The following is a 15,183-nucleotide window of genomic DNA, read 5'->3' as shown; positions in this document are numbered from 1 at the left end:
TTATTTATCTTTAGCAAGTGTGAAGATGAATTCCAGTCCACCTCCTTGGTTTTGTTTAGCCGATATTTTTCCCCCGTGTATAAGAATGGCATTTTTCACAATGGCTAATCCTAAGCCTGTGCCACCTAATTTGCGTGATCTACCTTTGTCTATGCGGTAAAAACGTTCAAAAAGGCGCTGTAAGTGTTCACTGCCAACTCCTATTCCCGTATCGGCGAAGCTAAAGTAGTAAAAACTGTCGTCCTCACGAAAACAATTAACTATAATTTGTATTTCAGTACCTGCATAAGCAATAGAATTATCCATAAGATTTCGGAATGCGGAGTAGATTAAAGAATAGTTACCCCGTATATGAATATCCTTTCTGATATGATTGGTAGCAGTGATTTTCTTTCTTTCCAACTCTAACGAAACCTCATTTATAATAGTATCCACTACCTGCGAAATATCTACTTTCTCCATTTCCAGCATGTTGGCAGCTTCGTCCATGCGGGTTAATACGGATATATCGCGAAGCAGACGCGTTAGACGATTGCTTTGCTCATAACAACGGGTTAGAAATGCTTTCTGCTTTTCCGGATCTACATCTTGGTATATAATAGTCTCCAGATAGGCCTGTATACTGCTTACGGGGGTTTTTAGCTCATGAGCAATATTTTGTGTTAGTTGTCGTTTCAGTATGGTTTGTTCTTCTTCCTGGGTAACGTCATTGATGGATATCTCAAAACTCTGGTCTTGAAAAATGATACATTCTATCATAAAGGTTCGTCCGCTTTTATTAATGGTGAGCGACATTCGTTTCTCGTCCTTTCCCATTCGCCGCTTTTGTCCTTTGTTTATAAAGTCGGTAACGGGTTGCAATTCAAGAATACCAAACACTTCTTCTGTTGTCTCCATATTATAATCGGAAATGATATTGGTATACTGAATAAACAAGTTATTTACCAGAATCTCCTTCTTGTCTTTATCAAAAACGCCTAATCCTTCGCGAGATGTTTGGAGGTGTGCTATAAGCTTATCCCGTTCAATGTATAATTCTTCTTTGGTTTCATGCAATCTTTGGTAGATCTGCATAATATGTTGGGAGATTTCGCCTAATTCATCCGAAGAACTCGATTGCATGGGCAAATTGAACGGCTCATTATGCTCTATGCGCAGGGCAAATTCTTTCAATTTACTGATGGAGTTTCCTAATCTTCGGGTTAATTTGTAGAATATTAAAATGAGAGTTAACGCTATTACAATAGAAAACCAAATATAGTGCATGTCTATTTTCAGACTCTCCTGCACCTGACTACTGTATGGAAGTGCCGTACGAACAACGTAATTCTGATACCGTGTAGCCGAGTAAAAGTATTGAATGCCGGTAGTCTCGGATAAGCGGCGAACATCATATCCTTTTCCTGACTTTAATGCTTGTGAAACTTCTTTTCTTTCTTGGTGATTATCTGGTATGTGAGCGCCTTCGAAGCTGTCATAAAGAACATCACCGTTAAAGTTGATGATGGTAATTCTAAGATGTTGTATGTTCGGAACATTAGCATAGTCTTCAAATTGCAATGAATCCTGGTGATGTTGCTGGATTTCCAGATTGATCAAGTTATTATAATCTTGTAAGCGAATATCCAACAATGCTATTTTGTAGATTTTTTCCCGTTGGTACTGATAGGCAATAAAACAACCTACAAAGATGATAAATATGCCGATTACAGAGAAAAATAGTTTTCTGTCTAAAGAAAAGAATTGTTTGAAGCTTTTAGACATAAATAGTCCGGATCTTATTATTTAGTTTCAAAACAATAACCGTAGCCCAATCTTGTCACGATACATTTACCGTATTTACCAATTTTTTTTCGCAATCGGGTAATGTTAACGTCAATGGTTCGGTCTAATACATACACTTCCTCGCTCCATATTTTGGCAAGAATATCTTCGCGGGAAAATACGCGTCCTTTATTCTGAAGGAGAAGAAAGAGTATCTCAAATTCTTTTTTGGTAAGGGCTATCTCTTTGTTATCAATGCTTACTTTCTTTTGAGTAACATCAATGATTAATGTTTCATGAATTAATTGTTCCGGAGCCTTTTCCGTATTTTCTTTGGAAGTGCGCCTGAGCACTGCTTTGATACGGGCAATGACTTCGCGTAATGAAAATGGTTTGGAGATATAATCATCGGCTCCCAGATTAAATCCGGTGATGGTGTCATTCTCTGTATCTTTAGCTGTGATGAAGATAATAGGTATACTGGATGTTTTCTTGTCTTTTTTTAATATGTTGGCCATTTTGAATCCGGAGATTTCTCCCATCATTACATCCAGCAACAGCAAGTCGTAACTTATAATGTTCATTTTGAGAGCTTCCTCGGCAGAGTTGGCGGTATCTACTTCATAACCTTCGTTTTCCAAATTGAATTTCAAGATTTCACATAAATCTTCTTCATCATCTACTACTAAAATGCGATAATCACTCATTTTGTTTTCTTATTTGTCTGTATATAATGGGGTGGTAAAAGCGTATTTCTCTATTTATTCTATTCTCTTACAAGAATTTGCATGGAAAAAATCATTCAAGATGTCTACGCAATCCCCTTGTATAACAATGTGGTGATTGCCCAACGGATTTTTTAAATAATACCCGGCAGAGTTGTTTAACTTAATGCGTACCTGCGTGCGACACATATTTATATAGTTCGTGTTTTCTGTAAGCATGCCGGATGCCAAATAATATTCATCTAATGATTCGCCCCCACATTTTACAATGGTAACAACTCCCGTAGGTAGAATTCCTTGTATGGCAATTCCGGTTTCGGATTCAAAATGATTGCGAATGATATATTGCTCGGCTTGTTTAACACCTATTGTGCAATGGGCAAAGATCACCTCATTTGTTTTCGAATTTATCATTGATGGGTTTGCCATGAATCCGGTTTTACCTGTTAATGCCTGAATAACCAGAAGGGTGAATATGGACTGAAGATCTCCTTCGCATCCGGCAAGAATGCCTTCGTCATTCAATAGCGAAAGTGCCAGGCAGCCGGTTGTTTCAGTAAGATCCATTAACTTAAAGCAACTGAGGGTTATTGCATCAAGATTCTCTTCCGTACAAATTTGCTTGATAGCACGGTATAAGCGCATGGCTTTTATTAAATCTTCGGGAGAACCTTCTCTGCAAGCCAAAGCTTTATTGGTAAAAACAACACAAGCTTCTCCCACTTCATCATCGGAAATTTGGGCGAATCTTTCTTGTACGTTTTCTAAAGAAATATCAATATACTGTACTCCCCAGCGTCGTTTAGCCAGCAAATAATCTACATTGCTTGAGATAAGCCAGGAAGAAGGAGTACCGATAACTCCCACGCGCTTTTTCGCTAATGAGCGCTCTGCCTGAAAGTTTTTAGATAATGCCTGAATACGGCGAATGATTGCTTTCACTTCTCCATGAAGAATCTCACTCTTGATTCCGCGACTACGTAGCCAGGATGAAATCTCTAATGCGGCTGCCAATGAATTCTGCATGCCATCGGCCAACATTACTACGGGTCTTGGCAGAAACTCAAAAGACTGCATCACTAAACGTTCTACGCCTCCGGTTGCTATGAAGATAATCGAAAAATCGTCTTGGGTGAGCTTTTGGATATCTTTGTGGTCGACAAAGTTTATCGAGAAATGATTTTCAAGCTCGCTTAATATTAATTCGTGCGCTGTTTGCACTGTTACATTCTTGTTTAGTGCGGAAGCAAACGTAATGAGGTTTAAAGTCATTATGGTATTTTAATTAAGATTCTAAGTGACAAATTTATCGTTTTTCTTTTGAAAAAACACCTTAATATCTCTAAAAGTTCTTTCATCTATTACAATCCTTTAAAATGTTAAGTATTTGTTTGCTTCGTAATAGGCTAAACTCTATCTTTGCACCTCTAACATAGTATTTCATAGTAACATTTTTATAAACATGCCAACTATATCAATTCGCGGTAATGAGATGCCTGCATCTCCTATACGGAAGTTAGCGCCTCTGGCTGATGCTGCTAAACAAAGAGGAACTCATGTGTTTCACTTGAATATCGGTCAACCCGATCTTCCTACTCCTCAAACCGCCATTGATGCGATACGCAAAATAGACCGTAGTATTTTGGAATATAGCCCGAGTGGCGGATACAGAAGTTATCGTGAGAAGTTGACACATTATTATAATAAGTTTAATATCAGTCTGACTGCGGATGACATTATCATTACCACCGGCGGATCGGAGGCAGTGCTTTTTGCCTTTATGTCTTGCTTGAACCCTGGTGATGAAATTATTGTTCCGGAGCCGGCTTATGCCAACTATATGGCTTTTGCTATTTCGGCCGGAGCCAAGATTCGTACCATAACCACTACCATCGAAGAAGGATTCTCGCTACCCAAAGTAGAGAAGTTTGAAGAGCTAATTAATGAACGTACCAAAGGTATATTGATTTGCAACCCGAACAATCCTACCGGATATTTATATTCTCGTAAAGAGATGAATCAGATTCGGGATATGGTGAAGAAGCATGATTTATTCTTGTTCTCGGATGAAGTATACCGTGAATTCATTTATACCGGATCTCCTTATATATCTGCTTTCCATTTAGAAGGTATTGAAGAGAATGTGGTATTGATAGACTCTGTGTCTAAAAGATATTCCGAATGTGGAATACGTATTGGTATGCTCATTACTAAGAACAAGTCGGTACGTGATGCTGTGATGAAATTCTGTCAGGCCCGTTTGAGTCCACCGCTTATCGGACAAATAGCTGCCGAAGCTTCTTTGGATGCTCCGGAAGAATATGCTCGCGAGATGTATGACGAATATGTGGAACGGCGTAAGTACTTAATTGACGGATTAAATCGTATTCCCGGAGTCTATTCTCCAATTCCAATGGGAGCCTTTTACACGGTTGCCAAATTGCCGGTTGATGATTCTGATAAGTTCTGTGCCTGGTGTTTGTCCGAGTTTGAATATGAAGGGCAGACTGTCTTTATGGCTCCTGCATCCGGTTTCTACACTACACCGGGATTGGGTCATAATGAGGTTCGTATTGCTTATGTACTTAAAAAAGAAGATCTGATGCGTGCATTGGTTGTTCTTGAAAAAGCTTTGGAAGCTTATCCGGGCAGAACACTCTAATTGCTAAATTAAACTCCTAACTCCTGTGTTTGAACTTTTTATAGCCAGGCGAATATATCGGGATAATGATGGGAACAAACAAGTTTCTCGTCCTGCTGTATTAATAGCTATGGCCGGTATTGCTATCGGGCTGGCTGTAATGATTATTGCGGTTGCTGTGGTAATCGGGTTTAAGAAAGAGGTGAGTAGTAAAGTAATTGGTTTCGGCTCTCATATTCAAATTAGTAATTTTGATGCGGTTCGCTCTTTCGAAACCTATCCCATTTTTGTGGCAGATAGTATGATAAATGCTTTGTACGGTGATCCTGAGGTAGATCAGGTACAGCGATACTCTACTAAGCCCGGAATGATAAAGACGGATGATTCGTTTCAGGGAATGATTTTAAAAGGAGTAGGGCAGGAGTATGATTATGAATTCTTTCGTATTCATTTGTTGGAAGGAGAAATACCGGCTTTTACCGATTCGGTGGCAAGCAATGAGGTGCTTATATCCAAAACACTGGCCAATAAACTTAAACTTCAGTTAGAAGATAAGATATATACGTATTATTTTGAAAATGATATTCGTGCCCGTAGATTAACCATTAAAGGTATTTATCAAACCAACTCTTCTGAATATGATAACTACTTTTTGCTGACTGATATTTATACCGTTAATCGTCTTTACGGATGGCAACGCGGGCAGGTGAGCGGTCTTGAAATACAAATCAAAGATTATAATCAATTGAGTATTGTTACCGATCGGATTGCAGAAGCTACAGATCAGCAAGAAGATAGGTATGGCAATTACTATTTCGTTCGGAATATAGAGCAACTGAATCCTCAAATTTTTGATTGGCTCGGCTTTCTTGATATGAATGTGTGGCTAATTCTGGTTTTAATGCTTGGGGTAGCAGGCTTTACTATGATATCGGGATTACTTATTATTATTTTGGAGCGTACTAATATGATTGGAATCCTTAAAGCATTGGGAGCTTCTAACTATAATATCCGTAAGGTCTTCTTATGGCTTTCTGTCTTCTTGATAGGGAAAGGGATGCTTTGGGGGAATGCCATTGCATTGACAATCTATTTTTTGCAAACACAGTTTCATCTGTTGAAATTAGATCCGGAGACGTATTATACAGATTCTGTTCCCATGTCTATCAATATATGGATCTTCCTTCTGATTAATATAGGTACTCTATTGGCTTCTGTATTGATGATGCTTGGACCTTCTTTCCTGATTACCAAGATAAATCCGGCTACTTCTATGAGATATGAATAGCAATAACAATTTATTTGTTATCTTCTCATGAAATCTCCTCTTCCTTGTGATTTTCGATAAAGCTTGAATTGTAGCGACTGTATGGGTTGTAGCAAATCAAAGAAAGGCAATGTCAGGTAATATCTGCGTTTTTCTCCCAACTCTTTGGCCGTTTTGTTTATAATGACAGCCTGGAATGCATACCGTATGATCCATGCAAGTAGGGCAATGCCTACCAACAACCAGTGTTTAGTCATACTGCCGTAAATGATGGTAGCTATGATTATTAAATAGAATAGTACTCTTGAGAATGTTTCGAACCCAAGTATATAGCGTTGCATACCTCTAAAATAGCTTGAAGTGGCCATATAGCTCATTTTTTCCTCTTTCCAATCTTTATAATAACCGGAATGATTGATATGCATAATGGCTTGCTGATCTGTTTCTACCCTTGTATTTCTACTATTGGCAATCTGATTGATGAATAAATCATCATCTCCTCTTTGTAAATTGAGGTGAGCCGAATATCCTTTATTCTTAAAAAAGAGTTCTTTGCGATAGGCCATGTTTCTGCCAATTCCCATATAAGGATTCTTGGCTAATGCAAATCCTAAATACCGCAAAGAGAAAAACAAAGTATCGAAAGAGATTCGTTTATTAAACCATCCTTTTACACGTTCGTATCCGCTGTGCCCTAATACAACTTCGGTGCCGGGAGTGAAATTACGAACCATTAGTCTAAGCCAGTTTTTACTTGCAGGAGTACAATTTGCCTCGGTAAATATTACCCAATCATATTTACTTGCTTTTATACCTAATGTTAAAGCTAACTTCTTGTGACTGATGTAACGAGATCCGGCTGGTGTAAAGCTATGATACAAATGAGGATATCTTTCTTCAAGAACTGTGAGAAGCTCTTCGCTCTCATCGGTGGAGCCGTCATTAATAACAATTACTTCGAATTGCGGGTAGTCTTGTTCCAAAATGGCTGGCAAATATCTGCGTATATTTTCCGATTCGTTTTTGGCACAGATAACAACAGATACAGGCGGCAGTTCTTCCGAGAACCGGATATTTCCTTTTTTTCGGGCATTGTTATGGCGGAGTATCCGGTTATATAATCCTAAATAATAGAACAATTGTATAAGTAAGAGAATACCAATAATTGATAAAATAATAATTTCAAGTATATCTGTTGTTAACGATTCCATATCTCAATTTGTTATGCAGTGCAAAAGTACACATTTTTTTGGTAGAAAGGTTTTGTTTATCCTTTTTCAATCATTATTATTCCCCAGATATTCCTTTTTAAAGATATTGAAAAGAAGAATGAACATTGACAAAAGTAAAGGACCAAAAATAACTCCCATAAAACCAAATAAAGTTAACCCAATTACAACCCCGAATATAGTGATGAGAGGGTGAGTATCTGCCATTTTCTTTTGAAGAATAAAACGGATCAGATTATCAACCTGGGTAATAATAAGAACTGCAAATATCATTAAACCAATGGCGTTGGTCCAATTGCCGGTTAATGCCATGTACACAACCACCGGTAGCCAGACAATAGTTGTTCCTACCATCGGTATAATAGTAGCAAAAGCAGTTAATATGCCAAGTAGCCATGGAGCCGGAGCATCGAATATGTAGTATCCTACAAGGGCAATACCTCCTTGTATAATAGCAAGCAGAGGGATGCCAATGGCATTGGATGTAACAATTAGATTGGTTTCTCTAAGTACTTCTTTTTTGTTTTCATTGCTGAAAGGGAGTATTTCGTAGATGTATTGTTCCATCTTTTTTCCGCCTATCAACATGAAAAATAATACAAATATGAGTACGAATATATTGATGGCAAAGCTACTGATTCCATTCATTAAATACTGACCAATACGTGGTATCAATGATACTACGGAACTCATATTCTTTACTTCGAATAAGTTGTACCCTGTTTTTTCTTTTATAAAATCGACTATTCTTTGTGCCGGATCAATAATAAATTGAGCATCAATTTCCATGCTACTGATTTTTCCTACCAATAGAATAACAATAACAGACAGGGGAATCAGGAAGAACAAAATTGTTTCTATTAATAACAAGATTGCGGCCCAGCTTTTTCTGAACTTTTTCTTTTCTACCAAAAAACTCATTTGTTTTCGTAGTAAGATGTAGATGGTCATAGCGCCCAGCAAACCACCCAAATAAGGAATCGATTCTGTAAAGATAGCGATTCCTGTAATGAGAAGCATTGCTATCAGAGAGTATTTTCGGTATTGATATTTGAATTCCATATTGTATAATTGTTATTATCTTATAGTATAAACAAAAAAGAGAAACTCCGGTTCAATAATGTTAAATCATAATTAGGTTACTACGCTTTTTCTGTGACCTATTTCGGAAAACTTGTATTTTTTTTATAACTATCCGAACAAAAAAGGTTTAGGCTTGTTATATTCTTAGTTTTTCACTGTATTAGATATAGGATTAATTGGAGGGTTATACTCGCTTGCGATGAGTAAGTATACCTATCACAGAAGCGTCTGTGACTAAATAAAAGTATAAAGCATTGGTCTGATAAGATCAGTGCTTTTTACTTACTTAATTAAATATAACCAAGTCTAAACCTTCTTTTTTAGTTAACTACAAATAAAGTTACTCTTGACAAATTAGTTATATTTGCCGCAAATTCAAATTCATTAAATAACATGAAGGCTATTTATTTCTTTTTGATGATATCAATAATGCTTGGTATGAATGTGTATGTCATCTATCGATTGGTGTACCTCTTGCCAAGAGTACTACCTGCCCGTGGAATTGTTTTAGGGCTTGGCATACTTGCCATATTAAGTTTGTTTATTTTCTTTTTTGCAGGTAAATCATTACCCTTCGGCATAACTTCATTTGTTTATAATTTGGGTACTTCATGGATTATTACTTCTGCTTATTTCTTCTTGATATTTCTTGTGTTGGATGTCATTCGTATTTTCAATATTATTCCAATGGGCAATATCTTGTATAATAATTGGATAAGCTTTGGAGTAATTGTTGGGTTAGTAGGTGTTGTATTACTTGTAGGAAATATTACCTACCATAACAAGAAGCGGGTAGAGCTGGATATTGCATTGAATAAAACCGTTTCTTCAACTAAACCACTGAAAATCGTTGCTTTTAGCGATATGCATTTGGGCTATAGTATCGGAAAGAAAGAGTTTGGCAGATGGATTGAATTAATCAATAAAGAAAATCCGGATATTGTACTGATAGCAGGAGATTTGATCGACAATGATGTTCGTCCGTTAAATGAACGTGAATTAGCTCCCATGTTTAAAGATATAAAGTCGAAATATGGTATCTATGCGGTACCGGGCAATCATGAATACATTTCTGACATCAATGCAAGCAAAGAATTTATGGAGAAAGCGGGTGTTCATTTTTTGATGGATAAGGCTGTACTTATAGATGACAGTTTTTACATTGTGGGTCGTGACGATAGATCTTATCATGGAAGAAAACAGTTAGCCGATTTGACCGAAGGACTTGATATGTCGAAACCTGTTATTGTGCTGGATCATCAACCTTATGAATTGGAAGAGGTTGAAAGAAAAAAAATAGATTTGCAAATCTCCGGGCACACACATCACGGGCAGATATGGCCTTTTTCATGGGTAACCGATGCCATTTATGAAGATGCATACGGATATTTGAAGAAAGGAGACAGTCATATTTATGTAAGTTCGGGTATGGGTATTTGGGGAGGTAAATTCCGTGTAGGTACTCGTTCCGAATATGTGGTGATTAACCTTTCTTTATGATCCAACCAGTCATCATATCAACCTCCAATGAGCTTTTCAGAGTGCTTCCCAACCGAATTGTGTATATCTCTTCGGACGGGAATTACTCAACCATGATATTGCATGACAATACAAAGCATCTGTTTACATTCAATCTATCTCATTTTCAGAAATTGCTTGAAAATCAGTTGGGTGAGCAAGCTTCGATATTTATTCGCATTGGTAAAAGTGTTATTATCAACCGGGAATATCTTTTCAGAATTAATATAGGAAAACAACAATTGGTTTTATCTGATATCTCTCTGAATGAATCTTTTGTATTAACGGCTTCCAGAGAGGCTTTAAAACAACTCAAATCGTTAATTGAAAAAGAAATTTGAAGATTATTACAATGCGCAACGAAGAAGATGAAATACAGGTTTTAGGAAATTCTTCCAAGAAGAGGAAGAATGGTTTATTGATATGGGTAATCTTAGTTGGTATATTAATGCTGGTAGGAGTCATATTTTTAATATTCCACACAAGGAAGAACCCTGTTGTTCTTGAAGACGGAATTAAAAAACAGGTAGAATCAATGCTTGTTTCCGACAGCCTTTGCAATGATATTATTCAAAAAGAAAGTCGGATACTCATTACGAATGACACCATCAATGATGTTTCTTTAAAAATCTATTCTTTAATCAACTTGCGGGCTGAGTTATCTATAGGCTGGCCGCAAGTAGACGACGATTTATATATGGCAGTTGAAGCGGCTGACATAAGAAAAGATAATGGAGAAATTTTGGGAGACTATGTGATAAAAGGAAAGCAAATAGCCAGAGGTAAAAGAAAAAGCGGTTATGTGGCTATTATTGAAGGAAACATCTTAATGGGTAATTCAATAACAGATGAGGTTAAAGACTATTGTACAGAACATCAAGGTGACTTTTTCAGGCAATATATTTTAGTAGCAGACGGAGAAGTAGCCGAGAATAAATTAAAAGGAAAAGCTTTAAGGCGCGCGTTAGCCCAACAAGGTGATAACCTGTTTTTTATAGAAAGCACTCAAAGAGAATCACTGTATGACTTTTCGGAAGGAATGGCAGATATGGGAATTACAAATGCTATTTATCTGACAGGAGGAGAGGCTTATGGAATTTACAAAGATGAAGAAGGCGATTTGCATGAGCTTGGTGTTTCGGAACGTTTGAAACGAGAAAATACAAACTTCCTGATTTTCCGGAAAAAATAATGTTTGTGGAGTGATTTCACAAACCGGTTCTGCTGAAAGGTCGGACTTAACGCTACATTAGGTCGGACCTTTTCAATAATTAGGTCCGACCTTTTGCCTCGTTAGGTCTGACCAAACTAAATTTTATTTTCCCTGCAAACTACCTTTACCGACCAGTACTGCTCGGTACTCCCCACCAGTACTGCTCGGTGTTACCCACCAGTACTGGTCGGTAACACTTTTTGCAGCAAAACAAAAAAATATATTGCAGGGAACTTATCAAGCACTTTGGTGGAGATACAAAATCTTATTCTTCTTAAAGAAAAATGAAACTTACGAAAGTGCTTTGTTTTGCATTTCATACAATAAAACCCCCATTTCATACAAATCAAATTCCTTTTTATCATTTGTAGCTTTCTGTTTTCTAACTTTACGTGAAAATATAGAAAGAACATGATGTATCGAATACTTATTTTTATACTGATCGCTTTTTTGTCGTCTTCTTGCAGGCAGAAAACTAAGATTGTTTCAATGCATAAGGATGAGACAGTTGATTCTTGTATAAATATTGCCTCTGTTTATTATTGGAAAACCGTGTTTTCTCTAAATGAATATGAACAGAAGTTTTTGCAAAAGAATCATATTCGGAAAATATACCTTCGTTTCTTTGATGTTGATTATGAATATGATGAGAGAATGGTTAAGAGTACCATACCTGTAGGTACTTTAATATTTAAAGATAGCATTCCGGAGAATATCGAGATAGTACCTACCATTTTTATCACTAACGAGGCTATGAGGATAGGAGATCCTCAATTATTGGTTGCAAAAATTCTGAACCGCATAGAAAAAATGGCAAACACCAATGACTTGCCCCAGATTAGAGAAATTCAATTTGATTGCGATTGGACAAGGAGTACACAGCAAAACTACTTCGATTTTTTGCAAAATGCAAAAGAGGAGTTAATGCAAAAAACAATTTCTTTATCGGTCACTATCAGGCTGCATCAACTTAAAATGCCGGTTCCTCCTGTAGATAAAGGAGTGTTGATGTGCTATAATACAGGGAATATTAAAGCAAAAGATACTGAAAATTCTATTTTGGATGTGAATGATGTACAGCCTTATGTCAAAGGTTTAAGTCAATATAATCTCCCTTTGGCTATAGCTTATCCTACTTTCTCGTGGGTGATAGGCTTTAGGAATGAAGAATTTCTGTCTTTGTTTCGTAAAGTAAATGTAAAGGATAGTACTCTTTACGAAAACACCGTTGCTTCCGCTTACAAGGTGGTAAAAGATCATTATTTAGAGGATAAGTGGGTGAGAAGCGGAGATATGTTGCGTCTTGAAGAATCTTCTTATGAAACGCTTCGGAAGGTAAAAGAAACAGTGAAGGAATACTATCCTTCCCTAATGAATGAAGTTATTTTGTATCACCTTGATTCTATAAATCTATCAAAATATACCGACCATGAAATACAAACACTATATAGCAATTAGTTTATTGATAGCTGCTTTATCGGGTAAAATATATGCTTGCGGACCGATGTATTACCCAAGTCCGTCTGATTATGCTTTCTTTCAGATAGTTCCCGTTGAACAATCGGCTTCCGAAAAAGAGAAAACAGATGAGAATATTCGTCTATGGCATGAATATGTCAATCGGAAAGTAGAAGCCGATGAAATTGTAGAAGCTGTGTATACACTTTATGCGGAAGTAAATGATGTCTTCGAAAACTTTGAAGAATGGCAACGGATAAATAAAGACACAGGCAATAAGTTCTTGAATTATCTGCTGAAAACCAACGATAAGGAGGCTGTGGCTTATTTGCTTTTGGCTAAGCAATGCGAGATGGCTCGTTTCAAGCGTACAGATTCTTGGTATTATCCTACCAAAGAAGATTTGAAATATCTGGATTTAAAAGAAATTTACGAGGAAGCCGTGGCCTATAAAGGAGAGAAGCTGAAACTTCGCTACTTGCTTCAGGCTATCAGAGCAGCCTATACGATGCTGGCCTACGATGATTGTATAAGGCTGTGGGAAGAGGAAGTACTTGCTTTGCCTCAAAACTATATTACTATAATGTGTAGTTCTTACATTGGAAGCATCTATTTTAAGCGAGAGGAATATGAAAAGGCTGCTCTTATTTATTCACTGACCAATGATTTGCAAAGCTTGAATTGGTGTCTTTCCAAGTTGGGCGAACCCGATAGTGAGATAGGGAAGATTGAACTAATTTATAAATATATGCCCGGCTATAAGGAATTACCAAAGTTGATAGCCCCTATAATTCGCAGGGCAGAATATGGAACTATACAAAAATGGATTCCGCATGGTTCTTACATAGCATGGTATGAAAATACTGATTATGAGAAAGAACGAGAAAGCTTTCAGCAATTAGTTCGGTTGGCCCATAAAGTAGTAAAAGAGAATAAAACACCTGAACCGGCTTATTGGCAATCCGTGGCTTCCTATCTAATCTTTCTGGATGGAGATTATAAGGAAGCCAACCGGATGCTTTTGAAAGCAGAACAAATGAAAGGAAGTGTGCCGGTGCATAACAATATACGCGTGTTGCGAATGTTGTATGACGCAGTGCTGTGCAAATACGATCGAGGGTTCGAAGAGAAATTGTTGACGCAGCTTCAATGGTTGTTTGAAATGGTAGAGCAAACACCCTTTGCTGAAGAAAGAATCTATGGATATAGAAACAGGTACACAGATGTATTGGAACGTTTGGTCGATTATCATTGGGTGCCCGGTTTCCAAGAGAATGAAGACACCAACCGGGTTTGTGGGCTCATCGGATTAAAAACAGAGATCAGAGGCAGGCATTTTCAGTATCGTACAGAAAAAGCAGATTCGGTAAGTTGGTTTTGGAATGATGATTATTCAACTCCCATATTCTCTCATCTTGATACCATTCCTTTAAACAATGTGCTGGCTTATAAACAGTATTTGTATAGTAAGCCTAAAACAAAGCTTGATAAATTTATAGTAGCCCATTGCTATAAGAATGAAAACTATTACGATGAACTGATAGCTACTAAGTATATAAGGCTGGCAGAGTTTAAAAAAGCAATACCTTACCTTGAACGCTTAGGCGAAGAGTTTCTTTCTCGCCAGAATATACTAAGTTATTTGGTAGACCGGAGTACATTTACAGAGGTTTGGAATTATAATCCCGATGCTTACAGCTCTTGGAGTGAAATAGACAGGAAGAATTTCTTAGGTAGATATGATAATAAACTTCAATTCTGCAAAAGAATGATTGAACTGAAAAAACAAATAGAGAGCAGCAAGAGTAATCCTTTGAAAAGCTCTTTGGCTTATCAGTATGCTACCGCATTGTATCATGCATCTTATAGAGGAAAGCTCTGGGCTATAACCCATTACGCCAAAGGTTTAGGATGTGGTGGCGGAGAATATGGGCCTCTTTGGGGCAGAAGCAGGCAACTGGATGAACTGCAAGAGTTTGCCATGAGTTATTTAAAACTTTCCGAGGAATTGGCAGACACTTCCGAAAAGGAAGCAAAAAGCATTTATACACAAGCCTATATAGCAAAAGACAAATGCATTGAACGTACATACGACTGGAAAGAAAATAAATGGAATACTACTGTAAACTGGCAGAGTGAACAGTGTAAACTGTATAACAAATTATTATTGAATGCTTATAAGCCGGAATTTAGCCATTACATTATGCGGTGTGATAAGCTAATTGATTATTCATTAGTGTTAAGTGACTTGTGGTAACAACATAATTCGAAACAGTTTCTTATAT

The 15,183-nt window shown here is 37.1% G+C and carries 12 protein-coding genes; 7 read left to right on the top strand and 5 right to left on the bottom strand.

What is annotated here, in order from left to right:
- The 3 genes from D0T60_RS06270 to D0T60_RS06260 are packed head-to-tail and all read right to left on the bottom strand — an operon-like array spanning position 1 to position 3,761.
- On the bottom strand, positions 1–1,764 hold the full coding sequence (locus D0T60_RS06270) for a HAMP domain-containing sensor histidine kinase (protein WP_163217304.1): 1,764 nt from the start codon (positions 1,762–1,764) through the stop codon (positions 1–3).
- Positions 1,765–1,781: 17 nt separating this feature from the next.
- Positions 1,782–2,471, bottom strand: coding sequence for a response regulator transcription factor (locus D0T60_RS06265; protein WP_163217303.1), 690 nt, complete (start codon positions 2,469–2,471; stop codon positions 1,782–1,784).
- 54 nt (positions 2,472–2,525) lie between these two features.
- Entirely contained in the window at positions 2,526–3,761 is a 1,236-nt protein-coding gene (locus tag D0T60_RS06260) for a fucose isomerase (RefSeq protein WP_163217302.1), read from the bottom strand.
- Positions 3,762–3,951: 190 nt separating this feature from the next.
- Between D0T60_RS06260 and D0T60_RS06255 the strand changes: the two genes are divergently transcribed.
- Together D0T60_RS06255 and D0T60_RS06250 are read left to right on the top strand one after the other, a co-directional pair.
- Complete coding sequence (locus tag D0T60_RS06255) at positions 3,952–5,151, top strand: pyridoxal phosphate-dependent aminotransferase (RefSeq protein WP_163217301.1); 1,200 nt, start codon at positions 3,952–3,954, stop codon at positions 5,149–5,151.
- Between the two features lie 25 nt (positions 5,152–5,176).
- Positions 5,177–6,418 carry an ABC transporter permease gene (locus D0T60_RS06250; protein WP_370524395.1) on the top strand — a complete coding sequence of 414 codons (1,242 nt, stop codon included), beginning with the start codon at positions 5,177–5,179 and terminating at the stop codon, positions 6,416–6,418.
- A gap of 17 nt (positions 6,419–6,435) precedes the next feature.
- Here the strand turns inward: D0T60_RS06250 and D0T60_RS06245 are convergent, their stop codons facing one another.
- Both D0T60_RS06245 and D0T60_RS06240 read right to left on the bottom strand, forming a co-directional pair.
- Positions 6,436–7,608 (bottom strand): glycosyltransferase, encoded by a 1,173-nt coding sequence (locus D0T60_RS06245; protein ID WP_163217300.1) that lies wholly within the window; start codon positions 7,606–7,608, stop codon positions 6,436–6,438.
- Between the two features lie 66 nt (positions 7,609–7,674).
- Positions 7,675–8,688, bottom strand: coding sequence for an AI-2E family transporter (locus D0T60_RS06240; protein ID WP_163217299.1), 1,014 nt, complete (start codon positions 8,686–8,688; stop codon positions 7,675–7,677).
- Between the two features lie 414 nt (positions 8,689–9,102).
- Here D0T60_RS06240 and D0T60_RS06235 point away from each other — a divergent pair, with 414 nt between their 5' ends.
- From D0T60_RS06235 to D0T60_RS06215, 5 genes are all read left to right on the top strand, one after another.
- Positions 9,103–10,209, top strand: coding sequence for a metallophosphoesterase (locus D0T60_RS06235; protein ID WP_163217298.1), 1,107 nt, complete (start codon positions 9,103–9,105; stop codon positions 10,207–10,209).
- Complete coding sequence (locus tag D0T60_RS06230) at positions 10,206–10,568, top strand: LytTR family DNA-binding domain-containing protein (RefSeq protein ID WP_163217297.1); 363 nt, start codon at positions 10,206–10,208, stop codon at positions 10,566–10,568. The genes D0T60_RS06235 and D0T60_RS06230 overlap by 4 nt, the downstream gene beginning before the upstream one ends.
- Positions 10,565–11,419 carry a phosphodiester glycosidase family protein gene (locus tag D0T60_RS06225; RefSeq protein ID WP_163217296.1) on the top strand — a complete coding sequence of 285 codons (855 nt, stop codon included), beginning with the start codon at positions 10,565–10,567 and terminating at the stop codon, positions 11,417–11,419. The genes D0T60_RS06230 and D0T60_RS06225 overlap by 4 nt, the downstream gene beginning before the upstream one ends.
- 510 nt (positions 11,420–11,929) lie before the next feature.
- A complete protein-coding gene (locus D0T60_RS06220) occupies positions 11,930–12,898 on the top strand; it encodes a hypothetical protein (protein ID WP_163217295.1) in 969 nt (322 codons plus the stop codon).
- A complete protein-coding gene (locus tag D0T60_RS06215) occupies positions 12,870–15,155 on the top strand; it encodes a hypothetical protein (protein ID WP_163217294.1) in 2,286 nt (761 codons plus the stop codon). The genes D0T60_RS06220 and D0T60_RS06215 overlap by 29 nt, the downstream gene beginning before the upstream one ends.
- The last annotated feature ends 28 nt before the right edge of the window (positions 15,156–15,183 follow it).

This window comes from Bacteroides sp. 224 (assembly GCF_010500995.1).
Classification (GTDB): Bacteria; Bacteroidota; Bacteroidia; order Bacteroidales; family Bacteroidaceae; genus Bacteroides.
This window is presented reverse-complemented; position numbering and strand designations above follow the sequence as displayed.